The sequence below is a fragment of the Sphingomonas sp. Leaf34 genome, assembly GCF_001421805.1.
Taxonomy (GTDB): Bacteria; Pseudomonadota; Alphaproteobacteria; order Sphingomonadales; family Sphingomonadaceae; genus Sphingomonas.
Genome location: NZ_LMLC01000003.1, coordinates 591,372 through 606,215, shown reverse-complemented (window position 1 = coordinate 606,215; position 14,844 = coordinate 591,372). Strand labels below are relative to the sequence as shown.

The 14,844-nt window shown below is 66.1% G+C and carries 15 protein-coding genes; 10 read left to right on the top strand and 5 right to left on the bottom strand.

The genetic code is table 11. The annotated features are described in order from the left end of the window. The first annotated feature begins 2 nt into the window (after positions 1-2). From guaA to ASF00_RS11285, 4 genes are read left to right on the top strand one after another with little or no spacing between them, the layout of a single operon-like run. Positions 3-1,559 (top strand): glutamine-hydrolyzing GMP synthase, encoded by a 1,557-nt coding sequence (gene guaA, locus ASF00_RS11300; RefSeq protein ID WP_055878592.1) that lies wholly within the window; start codon positions 3-5, stop codon positions 1,557-1,559. Continuing rightward, entirely contained in the window at positions 1,550-2,410 is an 861-nt protein-coding gene (gene bla / locus ASF00_RS11295; RefSeq protein WP_235525755.1) for a subclass B3 metallo-beta-lactamase, read from the top strand. Before guaA ends, bla begins: the two co-directional genes overlap by 10 nt. A 5-nt stretch (positions 2,411-2,415) precedes the next feature. Continuing rightward, complete coding sequence (locus ASF00_RS11290) at positions 2,416-3,069, top strand: DUF969 domain-containing protein (RefSeq protein ID WP_055878588.1); 654 nt, start codon at positions 2,416-2,418, stop codon at positions 3,067-3,069. Next, positions 3,066-4,007: a DUF979 domain-containing protein gene (locus ASF00_RS11285; RefSeq protein ID WP_055878584.1), complete on the top strand. Its 942-nt coding sequence runs from the start codon at positions 3,066-3,068 to the stop codon at positions 4,005-4,007. The genes ASF00_RS11290 and ASF00_RS11285 overlap by 4 nt, the downstream gene beginning before the upstream one ends. 4 nt (positions 4,008-4,011) lie before the next feature. On the opposite strand, the gene cysS is transcribed toward ASF00_RS11285, so the two are convergent. Beyond that, a complete protein-coding gene (cysS, locus tag ASF00_RS11280; RefSeq protein ID WP_055878581.1) occupies positions 4,012-5,439 on the bottom strand; it encodes a cysteine--tRNA ligase in 1,428 nt (475 codons plus the stop codon). Positions 5,440-5,623: 184 nt separating this feature from the next. Here cysS and rpsU point away from each other — a divergent pair, with 184 nt between their 5' ends. The 6 genes from rpsU to ASF00_RS11250 all read left to right on the top strand — a co-directional run bounded on the left by rpsU (position 5,624) and on the right by ASF00_RS11250 (position 11,147). Next, complete coding sequence (gene rpsU, locus ASF00_RS11275) at positions 5,624-5,830, top strand: 30S ribosomal protein S21 (RefSeq protein WP_055878578.1); 207 nt, start codon at positions 5,624-5,626, stop codon at positions 5,828-5,830. Positions 5,831-5,979: 149 nt separating this feature from the next. After that, a complete protein-coding gene (locus ASF00_RS11270) occupies positions 5,980-6,555 on the top strand; it encodes an FKBP-type peptidyl-prolyl cis-trans isomerase (protein ID WP_055878575.1) in 576 nt (191 codons plus the stop codon). A gap of 129 nt (positions 6,556-6,684) precedes the next feature. Then, positions 6,685-7,401, top strand: a complete 717-nt coding sequence (locus tag ASF00_RS11265) for a Crp/Fnr family transcriptional regulator (protein ID WP_055878570.1) — start codon at positions 6,685-6,687, stop codon at positions 7,399-7,401. Between the two features lie 53 nt (positions 7,402-7,454). Further along, complete coding sequence (locus tag ASF00_RS11260; RefSeq protein ID WP_055878567.1) at positions 7,455-7,637, top strand: hypothetical protein; 183 nt, start codon at positions 7,455-7,457, stop codon at positions 7,635-7,637. Between the two features lie 94 nt (positions 7,638-7,731). Continuing rightward, positions 7,732-9,852 (top strand): M3 family metallopeptidase, encoded by a 2,121-nt coding sequence (locus tag ASF00_RS11255; protein WP_055878563.1) that lies wholly within the window; start codon positions 7,732-7,734, stop codon positions 9,850-9,852. Then, positions 9,852-11,147 (top strand): MFS transporter, encoded by a 1,296-nt coding sequence (locus ASF00_RS11250; protein ID WP_156348304.1) that lies wholly within the window; start codon positions 9,852-9,854, stop codon positions 11,145-11,147. The genes ASF00_RS11255 and ASF00_RS11250 overlap by 1 nt, the downstream gene beginning before the upstream one ends. Positions 11,148-11,194: 47 nt before the next feature. On the opposite strand, the gene ASF00_RS11245 is transcribed toward ASF00_RS11250, so the two are convergent. The 4 genes from ASF00_RS11245 to ASF00_RS11230 form a co-directional block, all read right to left on the bottom strand. Next, positions 11,195-12,568, bottom strand: coding sequence for a sensor histidine kinase (locus ASF00_RS11245; protein ID WP_055878556.1), 1,374 nt, complete (start codon positions 12,566-12,568; stop codon positions 11,195-11,197). A gap of 24 nt (positions 12,569-12,592) precedes the next feature. Next, on the bottom strand, positions 12,593-13,312 hold the full coding sequence (locus ASF00_RS11240; protein WP_055878553.1) for a response regulator: 720 nt from the start codon (positions 13,310-13,312) through the stop codon (positions 12,593-12,595). Between the two features lie 71 nt (positions 13,313-13,383). After that, on the bottom strand, positions 13,384-13,917 hold the full coding sequence (locus ASF00_RS11235) for an EF-hand domain-containing protein (protein WP_055878550.1): 534 nt from the start codon (positions 13,915-13,917) through the stop codon (positions 13,384-13,386). 111 nt (positions 13,918-14,028) lie between these two features. Next, a complete protein-coding gene (locus ASF00_RS11230) occupies positions 14,029-14,805 on the bottom strand; it encodes a thioesterase family protein (protein ID WP_055878914.1) in 777 nt (258 codons plus the stop codon). Positions 14,806-14,844: the final 39 nt, after the last annotated feature.

Sequence of the window (14,844 nt, the reverse complement as noted above, 5' to 3'; positions counted from 1 at the left end):
ACATGGAGCACCCAGACAGCATTCTCATCGTCGATTTCGGCAGCCAGGTAACCCAGCTGATCGCCCGCCGCGTGCGCGAGGCTGGCGTCTATAGCGAGATCGCCCCCTTCCAGTCCGCCGAGGCCGCGTTCGACCGGATGCAGCCCAAGGGCATCATCCTCTCGGGCGGCCCCGCGTCGGTCACCGCGGAGAATTCCCCCCGCGTGCCGCAGCGCTTCTTCGAGGCGGGAATCCCGATCCTCGGCATCTGCTACGGCCAGCAGGTCATGTCCGCGCAGCTCGGCGGCAACGTGATCGTCTCGGGCGATGGCGGTGAGTTCGGTAGCGCGTTCATCGAGGTCAAGTCGGCGTGCGCGTTGTTCGACGGGCTGTGGGCCGAGGGCGAACGCCACCAGGTCTGGATGAGCCACGGTGACAAGGTCGACGCGATCCCGCCGGGCTTCACCCCCGTCGCCACCTCGACCGGCGCGCCCTATGCGATCGTCGCCGACGAGACGCGGCGCTTCTACGGCGTGCAGTTCCACCCCGAGGTCGTCCACACGCCGGACGGTGGCAAGCTGATCGCGAACTTCGCGCGGCACGTCTGCGGGCTCAGCGGCGACTGGACGATGGCCGAGTTCCGCGAGACCAAGATCGCCGAGATTCGCGCGCAGGTCGGCACGGGCCGAGTCATCTGCGGGCTGTCGGGCGGCGTCGACTCGGCGGTCGCGGCAGTACTGATTCACGAGGCGATCGGCGAGCAGCTCACCTGCGTCTATGTCGATCACGGGCTGATGCGCGCGGGCGAGAGCGAGCAGGTCGTCAGCCTGTTCCGCGGCGCGTACAACATCCCGCTGATCCATGTGAACGTCGAGGAGTTATTCCTCAGCGGCCTCGCCGGTATCACCGACCCGGAGCTGAAGCGTAAGTTCATCGGCAAGACCTTCATCGACGTGTTCGATGCGGAGGCGAAGAAACTGGGCGGCGCGGAGTTCCTCGCGCAGGGGACGCTGTATCCCGACGTGATCGAGAGCGTCAGCTTCACCGGCGGTCCGTCGGTGACGATCAAGAGCCACCACAATGTCGGTGGTCTTCCCGAGCGGATGAACATGAAGCTCGTCGAGCCGTTGCGCGAGCTGTTCAAGGACGAGGTCCGCGCGCTGGGGCGCGAGCTGGGTCTGCCCGAGATCTTCGTCGGCCGTCACCCTTTCCCGGGACCCGGCCTCGCGATCCGCATCCCTGGCGAAGTCACCAAGGAACGCTGCGACATCCTGCGCAAGGCGGATGCGATCTATCTCGAGGAGATCCGCGCGGCGGGTCTCTACGACACGATCTGGCAGGCGTTCGCGGTGCTGCTGCCGGTGCGCAGCGTCGGCGTGATGGGCGACGGCCGCACCTATGACAACGTGCTGGCGCTGCGCGCGGTAACGTCGACCGACGGCATGACCGCGCAGGCGTTCCAATTCCCCGGCGACTTCCTGCCGCGAGTCGCAACGCGGATCATCAACGAGGTGAAGGGCATCAATCGCGTCACCTACGACTACACCTCGAAGCCGCCCGGCACGATCGAGTGGGAATAAGACGAGCACGACCATCGTTCGGCGCGCTGGCGATCGTCGCCAGCGCGCCGCTGTTGCTCGGCGCGGCGGATCCGCCCGCCTGGACGCGCGCGCAGGCGCCGTTCGCTGTCGCCGGTCCGATCACTTATGTCGGTAGCGAAGGCATCGCGGCCTATTTGATCAAGACGCCCGCAGGCGCGATCCTGATCGACGGGACGCTGGCAGAGAATGCGGGGATGATCGGGCGCAACATCGTCGCGGCGGGTGTCCGCCTCCGCGACGTGAAGCTGATCCTCGTCACGCACGCGCATTTCGATCATGCGGCCGGCGTGGCCGCGCTCAAGCGCGCGACCGGCGCGCGCGTCGTTGCTGGCATCGGCGATGTCCGCGCGCTCGAAACCGGGATACCGCCGGGCGAGACGAACTACGGCGTCATCCGCTTCCCCGCGGTCCCCGTCGATCGCGGCGTTCGCGATCGCGATACGGTGACGCTCGGCAACGTCACGCTGACCGCACGCGCGACGCCTGGCCATACCCCCGGCTGCACGACCTGGACGATGCGGATTCCTGCTCAGCCGCGCGCGCTCGACGTCGTCTTCCCGTGCAGCGTCAGCGTCGCGGGCAATCGGCTGATCGGCAACCGTGCCTATCCCGGCATCGTCGCCGACTATCGCCGCAGCATCGCGATGCTCGGCACGTTGCACGCCGACATCGTCCTGCCGTCGCACCCCGAACTCGCCGACGTGATCGCACGCGGTCGGCGCCGCGCGGCGGGCGACGCGACCGCGTTCGTCGATCCGACATTGCTGCCCAGGATCGTCGCGAAGGCCAAAGCCGGGTTCGATGCCGATCTCGCCAGGCAGGCGCGCTAGACGCCATGCTGGTCCTGTGCGGTATCGCGGTCATCGTCGCTGGCTTCCTGCTCCGGTTCAATCCGCTGCTCGTGGTCGCGGTCGCCGCGCTGGTCACGGGGCTTGCCGCGGGGATCGCACCGCTCGCGATTCTCGCGGCGTTCGGCAAGGCGTTCAACGAGAACCGCTATGTCACGGTGATCTACCTCGTGCTGCCGGTGATCGGGATGCTCGAACGCCACGGATTGCAGGAGCGCGCGCGGCTCGCGATCGGCAAGCTCAGGGGCGCGACGGTCGGGCGGCTGCTGATCGGCTATCTGCTGTTTCGCCAGTTGACCGCGGCGCTCGGCCTGACGTCGATCGCCGGCCCGGCGCAGAGCGTCCGCCCGCTCGTCGCGCCGATGGCCGAAGCGGCCGCGGAAGCGCAAGGACTCCCGTCGGGCGGCGACCGCATACCGGCGATGGCCGCGGCGACCGACAATATCGGGCTGTTCTTCGGCGAGGACATCTTCATCGCGATCGGTTCGATCCTGCTGATGAAGGGCGTGCTGGAGGGCTATGGCATCGTCATCCAGCCGCTGCATCTGTCGATGTGGGCGATTCCGACCGCAATCGCTGCGTTCGTGATCCACGGGTTCCGCCTCTGGCTGCTCGACTGCCGACTGGCGCGCGCGGCGTGATAGGCACCGGCTTCATCTACACGGTTGCAGGGCTGATGTTCGCGGCGTTCGCGGTGCTGAGCGCGACCGATCGCACCAATCCCAAACGTCTTGGCAATGCGGCGTTCTATGCGGTGCTGGCGATCAGCTTCCTGCTCGGCGGGCGGCTGGGCGACGTCGGCAATGGCGTCCTCGTCCTGGCGCTCGTCGCGATCGCAGGCTCGGGCGCGATGGGGCGGGGCGGGCGGGCGACCACCTCGCTCGACGCGAGACGGGACGACGCCGCACGGCTCGGCAACCGGATATTCCTCCCCGCGCTGATCATCCCGGCCGCGGCGCTGGGCGGCACGGTGCTGTTCCGCGCGGTGCCGAGCCTCGTCGATCCGAAGCAGGCGACGCTCGTCGCGCTGACCTGCGGCGTCCTGATCGCGCTGATCGCAATGCTGGCCTGGTTCCGCCCGCGGCTCGCCACGCCACTGGCGGAAGGTCTGCGGGTGATGGATGCGATCGGTTGGGCGGCCGTCCTCCCGCAGATGCTGGCAAGCCTCGGCGCGGTCTTCGCGCTGGCGGGCGTCGGGGACGTCGTCGGCGGGCTGGCGGGCCATGCGATCCCCGATAACAGCCTGATCGGCGCGGTCCTCGCCTATACGCTGGGCATGGCGTTGTTCACGATGATCATGGGCAACGCGTTCGCGGCGTTCCCGGTGATGGCGGCGGCGATCGGGATCCCGCTGCTTGTCCGGCACTATGGCGGCGACCCCGCCGTCGTTGCGGCGATCGGCATGCTCAGCGGGTTCTGCGGCACGCTGATGACGCCGATGGCGGCGAACTTCAATCTCGTCCCCGCCGCGCTGCTAGACCTCAAGAACAAGAACGCCGTCATCCGCGCGCAGGTGCCGACGGCGCTGCCGTTGCTCGCGGTCAATATCGGCCTGCTCTACTGGCTGGGCTTTCGCTGAGGCGTCAGCCCAGTTTCCAGTCCCAGCCGAGCGGATCGCCGTCCATGACCTCGACGCCCGCCGCCGCCAGTTCGTCGCGGATCGCGTCGGAGCGCGGGAAGTCCTTCGCCGCACGCGCTGCCCTCCGCTCGTCGAGGCGGTCCGCGATCGTCGCCTCGTCGAGCGTCGCCGATACCGGGCGGACGCGGAGGTCTTCGCGGCGGATCGACGCGAGATCGAGCCCCAACACCGCGTCGAAATCGACCAGCGCCGCCAGCCGGTCTGCCGGCGCGACGCGCTTGTCGCCAAGCATCTCGTCGAGGATTGGCAGCGCGCGGGGCGTCGACAGATCGTCCGATACCGCGGCGTCGAGCCGGTCGCGATAGGCAAACGCGTTACCCGACGGGCCGCCCGCAGGCCGGCCGCGCAACGCATCGACTGTGATCGCCAGCCGCTTCAGGCGGGTTTGCGCGGCAGCCAAATTCTCCCACGAGAATTCCAGTTCGCTGCGATAGTGCGCCTGGAGGCACATCAGCCGGTAGGCGAGCGGGTGGAAGCCCCGGTCGACCAGCGTCTTCAGCGTGGTGAATGCGCCGCCAGACTTGGACATCTTGCCCGAGCGTTCGACCAGGAAGTTGTTGTGCATCCACAGCGTCGCGCCGGTGTCGCCGCAGTCGCAATGCGCCTGGTTCTGCGCGATCTCGTTGGGATGGTGGATCTCGCGGTGATCGATCCCGCCGGTGTGGATGTCGAATGTCGCGCCGAGATACTTCTTGCTCATCACCGAGCATTCGAGATGCCAGCCGGGCGCACCGCGACCCCAGGGCGAATCCCATTCCATCTGCCGGTTCTCGCCCGGCGCCGACGTCCGCCAGATCGCAAAGTCCTGCGGGTGGCGCTTGCCCTCGACCGGATCGATCCGGCTCTCGCCCGTATCGTCCTGCGATCGCGCGAGGCGGCCATAGTCGGGCACCGTCGTCGTATCGAAATACAGACCGTCGGGCAGGACATAGCAATGCCGCTCGGTGATCGCCTCGGCAAACGCGATCATCTCGGGGATGTGATCGGTGGCCAGCGGAAACCGGGTCGGGGCGCGAATGTGCAGGTCGACGAGGTTTTGCTTGAACGCGTCCGTATAGTGTTTCGCGATCGCCCAGATATCCTGCCCGCTCGCGCGCGCCGCCGCCTCCATCTTGTCGTCGCCGATGTCCGCGTCCGACGTCAAATGCCCGACATCGGTGATGTTGATGATGTGGGTGAGATGATACCCCTTCCACGTCAGGACACGGCTGAGCGTGTCGGTGAACACATAGGCCCGAAGATTGCCGATATGCGCATAGTTGTAGACCGTCGGGCCGCACGAATAGATGCCGACATCGGCCGGATCGATCGGCCGGAACGTCTCGAGTTCGCGCGAGAGACTGTTGTAAAGCGTAAGGGGGGTGCGGGTCATTCGCTGCTCCTAGCGGTCCGGTCCGGGTCTCGCAAATCGCGCAGCGTATCGTTTGTGCAGCTTATCCATGCGACTCGGCGGGTTTGGCTTGAAACCCGGGACGCACGCTGATAGGGCCCCGGGTTCATGCGGCGCGGACCTATTCGCGACGGCTAAATCTATTCGACCGGAGCTAAACGGGTTTATGCAGATCATCGTACGCGACAACAACGTCGACCAGGCCCTTCGCGCGCTCAAGAAGAAGCTGCAGCGCGAAGGCGTGTATCGCGAGATGAAGTTGCGCCGCCACTACGAGAAGCCGTCCGAGAAGCGTGCGCGCGAGCGTGCAGCAGCGATCCGTCGCTCGCGTAAGCTCGACCGCAAGCGCGCTGAGCGCGACGGCGCGCGGTAATACGCATTGATCCCGTGCTCGTGATCGAGCTTCGGGATCCGATCTACGGGGTTGTCGCTAATCGGCAGCCCCGTCGTGATTCAGTCACAAGATTTTAACAACGGCACGCGCGGCGCTCCGGCGTGACCAGATGACCGGGGCTTGATCCGATGTCGACCGTCACCGCCGTGCCGCTGCAGCCCACCAAGCGCAGCTATCTCGTCTATTTGTGGGTCGGCATCGCGCTGGCGCTGGTTGCCGCGGTTGCGCTCGCGCGACAGGGCGATGACCCGTTAGCGCGCAACGCACGGGCACGCGGCGTTGCCGTCACCGCATCGGGGCTGCAATACAAGGTCATCTCGCCCGGTAAGCCCGGCGCGGCAAAGCCTACCGACGCGGACGTGGCTCTCGTCAATTACGAGGGCAAGCTGCTCAACGGTACGACCTTCGACAAGTCGCAACAGCCGACGCCGATGCCCGTCACCGGCGTGGTTCCTGGCTTCTCCGAGGCGCTCAAGTTGATGCCTAAGGGGGCCAAGTATCGGTTCTGGTTGAAGCCGTCGCTTGGGTATGGCGATAAGGCCACGGGGCCGATCCCGGCGAACTCGACCCTCGTGTTCGACGTCGAGCTGCTTGATTTCCTGCCACAGAGCGTTGTTCAGCAGATGCAGGCACAGGCGCAGATGCAGCAGCGCGGCATGCCGGGTGCACCCGGTGCGCCGAGCGCTATGCCTGTTCGCCCCTGATTCTTGCGACGGTTACCAAAGCACGTCTTTGATGGGGATGTTCGGCTGCGCTGATATGGATCAGTACGAGTCCCGGTCTGTTCTTCTAGGTTCGACCGCGTTACGAGGTCGAACGAAGAGGGGGCGTGGATGATCTCGGAAAAGTTTCTCATGGGGCGCGGTCGCCATGAGTTGAGCAACGAAGAAAAGCAGGTGCTGGAAGACGGTATCGGTTCGGTCCTGCACGTCGCCGCGCGCAAACAACTGGTCCGCGCGGGTGACCTCATCGACACAAGCACGCTTCTGATCGACGGGTTCGTCTGCCGGTATATGGACGACCGCGAGGGGCAGCGTCAGCTGGTCGCGGTGCATGTGCCGGGCGACTTTGTCGATCTCCATGCCTTTCCGATGAAACGGCTCGATCACGACATCGCGACGCTCGGACCGGTGAAGATCGCGTGTTACGATCACCGGACGCTGCAGGGCATCACCGAACGCTATCCGCACCTCACGCAAAAACTCTGGTTCAGTACCCTTCTCGACGCGGCGATGCACCGGGAATGGATTTTCCGGCTTGGTCGCCTTGGTGCCGAGGGGCGGATCGCGCATCTGTTCTGCGAACTCAACGTCAAACTTGAGATGGTCGGGATGGCTGCAGATGGCCGTTTCATACTGCCGATGACGCAGCCCGACCTGGCGGAAGCGAGTGGGCTGACCGGGGTGCACGTCAATCGCGTGCTTCGGTCGCTCCGCGAGAAAAATTTGCTGACGTTCAAGGCAGGTGAGGCGCGGATCCTGGATCGTAAAGCGCTCGAAGCCGTTGCTGAATTCGAACCGCAATACCTCTACGGGTCCAAAAGCGACTGACTGCGACCCGCAGCATGCGATCGCCAATGGCACCGAAGCCTGGAGAGCCGATCATGTTGAAGCCCCAAATCCTCCCTGGTGTTGCCTCGGCGGAGGGCGGAATCGTGACGCTCGACGGACCCGATGGGGTCGCGATCACCATGACACCTGAGGCCGCGGCTGAAACCGGCCGTCGGTTGATCGCAGCGGCGGAGCGCGCTGCCGGTCAAACGATCGAGGAGCCACCACTGGATTGAGCGGCGGGCATGCGTCATCGGCCAAACACGGTGCACGCCTTCCTCTGTGTGACTTTATCACTATGCTACCCGGTACATTGACCGGGAGATCCATGTGCAGTTTCTATACCTCGCCGCGAGCGCCGTCGCGCTGATGGCGTCTACCTCCGTCGTCGCGCAGACCGCGCCGGCCACTACCCCCGCCGCCAATCCCTTGCTCGCCGATTGGACCGGCCCGATGGGCGGGGTGCCCCCCTGGGACAAGGTTCGCCCCGATGTGTTCCCCCAGGCGTTCGAGACGACGCTCGCCGAACGCGCCGCGGACTACCGCAAGATCGCCGACAATCCCGCCAAGCCGACCTTCGCCAACACGATTGTGCCGATGCAGCTGGCGGGCAAGCGCTATGGTCGGGTGATGACGCTGTTCGGCGTGATGACCGGCAACATGAACACGCCCGCCTATCAGAAGCTCGACCGCGAATGGTCGCCCAAATTCTCTGCCGCGTCGGACGCGATCACCTTCGACAAGCCGCTGTTCGCGCGCATCCAGGCGATCTACGACACGCGCAATTCGAGTGGGCTGACCGCGAAGCAGGTCCGGCTGATCACACGGATTTACGACAGCAGCGTCCGCCAGGGCGCCAAGCTGAACGATGCGCAAAAGGCGCAGCTGTCGCAGTATAACCAGCAGCTTGCGACCGCATTCTCGACCTTTGGCGAGAAGCTGCTCGCAGACGAGAGCAAGGCGATCTCGGTCACCGATGAGGCACAGCTCGCCGGGCTTCCCGACAGCGTGAAGGCGGTCGCCAAGGCCGCCGCTGCCGAGCGGAAGCTGCCGGGCTACGCGATCGTCAACACGCGCTCGGCGGTCGATCCGGTGCTGACCTATGCGACCGACCGTGCGCTGCGTGAGAAGGTATGGCGCGCGTTCGTCAACCGCGGCGACAACGGCGATGCCAACGACACGAACGCGACGATCGCACAGATCGTCAAGCTGCGTGCCGACCGCGCGCACCTGCTCGGGTTCAAGACGCATGCCGACTGGCGGATGCAGGACACGATGGCCAAGACGCCCGCCGCGGCGATGGACCTGATGATGCGCGTCTGGCCCGCCGCCAAGGGCCGTGTCGCCGAGGAAGTTGCCGACATGCAGAAGGTCGCCGGCACCTCGCTGACGATCGAGCCGTGGGATTACCGCTTCTACCAGGAGAAGGTACGTAAAAGCCGGTACGATCTCGATCAGGCGCAACTGAAGCCGTATTTCGAGCTCGGCAGCATCATCCAGGGGGCGCTCTACGCCGCCAACCGGCTGTACGGGCTGAATTTCAAGGAGATCACCGGGACCGTTCCCGTGTTCGAGCCGAACATGCGCGTGTGGAGCGTCACCGACAAGGCCGGCAAAGACGTCGGGCTGTTCTACCGCGATGATTTCGCGCGGACCGGCAAGCGGTCGGGCGCGTGGGCGAACACCTATCGCGGCCAGCGCGGCCTCGCCCCGGCGCAGCTCGTGCTGTCGTCGAATAACAACAACTTCGCCAAGGGCGCGCCGGGCGAGCCGATCCTGATCAGCCTCGATGATGCGCAGACGCTGTTCCACGAATTCGGCCACGCGATCCACGCGATGCTGCAGAATGTCGAATATCCTGGGCTCGCCGGCACGCCGCGCGATTTCGTAGAATATCCGAGCCAAGTGAACGAGCATTGGCTGCTGACCCGCGACGTGCTCGACAAATATGCGCGGCATTACCAGACCAAGGCGGCAATGCCGCAGGACCTGCTCGACAAGATCGAGAAGTCGCGCACCTTCAACCAGGGGTTTGCGACTGCGGAATATCTGTCGTCGGCGATCGTCGACATGAAGATCCATACCGTCCCAGACGGCGTCATAGATCCGGACAAGTTCGAGGCCGCGACGCTCGCGGAGATCGGCATGCCGAAGCAGCTGGTGATGCGTCACCGCGTACCGCAGTTCCAGCATCTATTTTCGTCGGACAGCTATTCGGCGGGCTATTACAGCTACCTCTGGTCCGAGACGATGGACGCCGACACCTTCGCGGCGTTCGAGGAGGCGGGCAGCCCGTGGGACAAGGCGACCGCGGATCGTTTTGCGAGGATCCTGCTGTCGACGGGTAACGAGACCGATCGCGCCGAGGCGTATCGCGCGTTTCGCGGGCGCGATCCCGACGTGAACGCGCTGCTGAAGAAGCGCGGCTTCGCGACGCAGGGGGGCAAATGATGACCGGCACGACACTGGAGCCCGAAAAGAACCATCGCCTGAAATCGATCCTGGGCGGGTCGGCGGGCAACCTGGTCGAATGGTTCGATTGGTACGTCTACTCTGCGTTCGGGCTGTATTTCGCGCCCGTGTTCTTCCCCAAGGGTAACTCGACCGCCCAGTTGATGAGCGTCGCGGCGGTGTTCGCGGTCGGCTTCCTGATGCGGCCGATCGGTGCGTGGGTGATGGGCATCTATGCCGACCGCCACGGGCGCAAATCGGGCCTGACGCTGTCGGTGACGCTGATGTGCGCGGGCTCGTTCCTGATCGCGATCACGCCGGGCTTTGCGACGATCGGCTGGGTTGCGCCCGCGTTGCTGATCCTGGCGCGGCTGATGCAGGGCCTCAGCGTCGGCGGCGAATATGGCGCGAGCGCGGTGTATCTGTCCGAGATGGCGGGCAAGTCGCGGCGCGGCTTCTTCTCCAGCTTCCAGTATGTGACGCTGATCGCGGGACAGTTGCTCGCGCTCGGCGTGCTGTTGCTGCTGCAATCGACGCTCAGCGTCGATCAGCTCGACGCGTGGGGCTGGCGCATTCCGTTCGCGATCGGCGGCGTGCTCGCGCTGGTCGTGTTCCGCATCCGTCGCGGGCTGCTCGAGACCGAGAGCTATCAGAACGCCAAGGCTGACGGCACGCCAAAATCGAGCGGGTGGCTGCTGTTCAGCAAATACCCGCGCGAGGCGTTCACCGTGCTGTTGCTCACCGCGGGCGGTACGCTCGCCTTCTATGCGTACACCACGTACATGCAGAAGTTCCTGGTCAACACGAGCGGGTTCAGCCGCGAATCCGCCACGCTGATCATGACTGCGGCGCTGGCGCTGTACGCGGCATTCCAGCCGGCCGCGGGTGCGCTGTCCGACCGGATCGGGCGCAAGCCGCTGATGGTCGGGTTCGGGATCGCCGGTGTGCTGTTCACCGTGCCGATCTTCACCGTACTGGAGACCGCGACCGACCCTTATCTGGCGTTCGGCCTCGTGGTCGGATCGCTGTTCATCGTCACCGGCTACACCGCGATCAACGCGGTCGTGAAGGCGGAGCTGTTCCCCGCGCACGTCCGCGCGCTGGGCGTGGCGTTGCCCTATGCCTTGGCCAACACGATGTTCGGCGGGACCGCGGAATATGTCGCGCTATGGCTCAAGAACGAGGGCATGGAGCGCGGATTTTACTGGTACGTCACCGCGATGATCGGGGTGTCGCTGATCGTGTATCTGCGGATGAAGGATACGCGGACGCATAGCCGGATCGTCGAGGACTAAGGTCGGGGCTATCGCCGTCATCCTGGGCTCGACCCAGGATGACGGGCTTAGCGCGGCAGTTCGATGATCGCGTCGAGCCCGCCGCCAGTCTGATCGGACGGCGTGCGGTTGACCAGCCGGATCTCGCCGCCGGCCTCGCGCACGATCGCCTGCGCCAAGGCCAGGCCCAGCCCGATCCCGCCGGTCTCGCGGTTGCGCGAACTCTCCAGTCGCGTGAACGCGTCAAACACGTCGCCCATCCGGTCCTCGGGGATGCCGGGGCCATGATCCGCCACGACGATCGCGACCGTCTTGGCGCCCGCCTCGACCCGTACTTCCGCAGACACGCCGTATTTCACCGCATTCTCGATGAGGTTGCGCACCGCGCGACGCATCAGCGATGGGCGCAACCGCATCCGCAGGCGATCCGCTTCGACGAAGCTCACATCGCTGCCGATGTCGCGAAAGTCCTCGACGACGGCATCGACCAGTGCCGCGAGGTCCACATCGGTCGGCAGCTCGCTCGGCCGCCCCAACCGCGCCAGCGACAGGATGTCGTCGAGCGTGCGGTTCATCTCGGCGACGGTGTCGATCATCTTCGCGCGATCGATATCGTCATCGACCGACTCGATTCGCACCCGCAGCGCGGCGAGCGGCGTGCGCAGGTCATGGCCGATCGCGCCGAGCATCCGGTCCTTTTCGTCCAGCATCGCCGTCACGCGCAGTCGCAGCGCGTTGAACGCGGTGATCAGCGCGGCCACGTCGTCGGGCCCTTCGATCGGCATCGGCGTGCCAGGCTCGCCGGGCCGAAACCGTTCCGCCGCAGCGCGCAGGTCGCGGAGCGGACGCGACAGCCGACGGACGATCCACAGGACGGGCAGCAGCACGATGATGTAGAGGATCGCGGTCTGGCTGAGCAACGCGATCAGCAGGCGCGGGCCGGGCTGCGGCCAGGGCGCGGTGATCGTCAGCCAGCCGCGACCGGGCTGTTCGACCGCGATCAAGAGCGCGGTGCCATCGCGATCGATGCGCCGATTGGCCGCACGGCGCCGGTCATCACTGGTCTGGGTGTCGTCCTCGTCGGACGACGGGCGAAGGCCGGTGTCGATCCGTCCGACCGTGACACCCTGATCGGCGAGCTGGCGTCGCAGTTCGGCGGCGACCTCGGGATGACGCTCATAGCCGATCCGGGGAATCGGATCGGCAGTCAGGCGGCGAACGCGGCCGCGATCCGCGGTAAGGGGGCGACCGCCATGCGCCTCGCGGTCGAGCGCATCGGCGATCCGGGACGCGACTGGTCGCGTTGCTTGCGTCAGGCGGAACTCGACCCGATCGCGCAGGACGAGACCGAAGTTGATCACCTGCGCCACGAACAGCGCAAGCGCGATGAGCAGCGCCATCTGCCCCGCGAGACTGCGCGGCCAAGGCCGAAATTGGGTCATGGTCTGTCGATCACAGGGGGCGTGTCACAACCGCGTGACTTCGGCAGCCAGCGTGTAGCCGCCACCCCACACCGTCTTGATCAATTCGGGCGATTTTGCATCCGCCTCGATCTTGCGGCGCAACCGGCTGACCTGATTGTCAATCGCGCGATCGAACGCGGCCGCCTCACGGCCCTGCGTCAGGTCGAGCAACTGGTCGCGCGTCAGCACCTGACGGGGGCGCGTGACGAGCGCGAGCAGCAGGTTATATTCGCCGGTCGAGAGCGGCACCGAGACGCCTTCGCGGTCGACCAGCGCGCGTTCGCCCGATTTCAGCACCCAGCCGGCAAAGGCATAGGCGTTCGCCTCGGGGGCATGCTGGCGTGCACCGCCCGCGGTCGCGCGGCGCAGGATCACCTTGACGCGCGTTGCCAATTCCCGCGGCGAGAACGGCTTCACGACATAATCGTCCGCGCCCATTTCGAGCCCGATGATCCGGTCGGTCTCCTCGGTGCGCGCAGTCAGCAGGATCACCGGCACCTCGCTGGTCGCGGCGATATGCCGGCACAGCGACAAGCCGTCCTCGCCCGGCATCATGATGTCGAGGATGACCAGATCGATCGCATAGGCGGTCAGCCGGGTTCGCGCGCTTTCCGCATCGCCGGCCTGCGTGACGCGAAACCCCTGTTTGGTGAGGTACGCGGCCAACGGCTCGCGGATCGAGCGCTCGTCATCGACGAGCAGCAGATGCGGCATGTCTCCCATCGGGGCAGTGTCTAGCATGGCGGCTGTCCAGGGGAAGCATCGGGGTTCGTCCGATGCTTCCCGTCTTCGCGTTATCGAGCAGGCGCCGGCACGGTCGCCTGCACAGGCGGCGTGACGCTCTGGTGGCGTTCGCGCCGGTCGTCATGGCGCATCTCCGCGGCATTCGCGCGCTCGGTCGCATCGATCACGCCGTCGTGATTGGCGTCGATCCGGTCGAACCGCTTCAGCGCGCGGGCTTCGAACTCCTCGCGCGTCACGCTGCCGTCGCCGTTCGGATCCATCCGCCGGCCCATCCCATCATGCTTGCTGCCGCCCGGCGGCGGGATGGGAACATCGCGGCCGCTCGCCACCATCCTATCGTGCCGCGCGGCACGATAGGCGCGCATCTCGCCGGCGGTGACCCGGCCGTCACGGTCGGTATCCATCTGTGCGAAGCGGGCGTCGGCCTGCGCGATCGCTTCGGCGCGCGTCCCGACACCGTCGCGGTTCGCGTCCTGACGGATCGGCGGGCGCGGGGTCGCTGGGGCGGGATTGATCTGGGCGGCACCCGCCGCAGAGGCGATCGCGCTGGCCGCGAACAGGAGGGGTAGGATGATCTTGCGCATGTCGGTCTCCGGCGGAGGGGTAAGAATTCCCATCGAATGCCGCTGGTCTACGCCGCGCTTGTCGCAGGGTTTTGCCGCCAAGTAGTCAATATGTCGCAAGATATGTCGGGTTCAGGCGAAGATCGCGACGCTCTGCATCTGTTCGGCGACGGGCGTGCCGTCGGCGTTCCAAATCGCCATCTGCTGGCTCGAACTGCCCTCGCGCGTGTAATCGGTGGTCGCGCGGAGCAGCCACCAGCCGTCGCGCGTCACCGGCCGGGGCCCGAGGACGTTGAACAGCCACGTCATCGAACTCAGCGGGGCAGGGCCGCCGAGCAGCTTCAGCGCGGCGGGCGGCAGGCAGTCGGCGATCGCGATCAGCTCGACCATCGGATCGAGCCCGTCGCGCTCCGCCAGTCGCGCCCAGCGCAGCCATTCGGACGGCCCGACGCCGTCGTCTCGGCGATCGAGCAGGTCGAAGTTGCGCGAGAACGCGACCGCGCTGTGACCGCGAAACGTCTGCGTGTCCGGCCCCGGCACCGGAAACTCCGGCGCGGCGCCAGTCTGGTGATCGACGCGCGAGGCGACCGGGCCCATGAAAACGAACGTCGCGCGCAGCCCAAGCCCGGCCGCGCTCTCGACGTCGACCTGGACGAACGCGGCGTTGCGCCCGCGCCGCAGCCGCTGCGCGCGAACCGTGATCTCACCCGACAGCGGCCCGATGAACGACACTTGCGCGGATCGCAGCGGCGGCAGGTCGGTATCAGAGGCCTGCGCGGCATGGAGCGCGAGCGCGGCGGAGAAACCGCCATAGGCGGTGCGGCCCTGCTTCCAGTTTTCTGGCACCGTCCCGCGCCAGCCGCCCTCGATCGGCTCCAAGGCGTCGATTGCCTGTTTGAGACTGGTCAATATGATCCTTTCATCCTTCGTCATCATGGGCTCGACCCA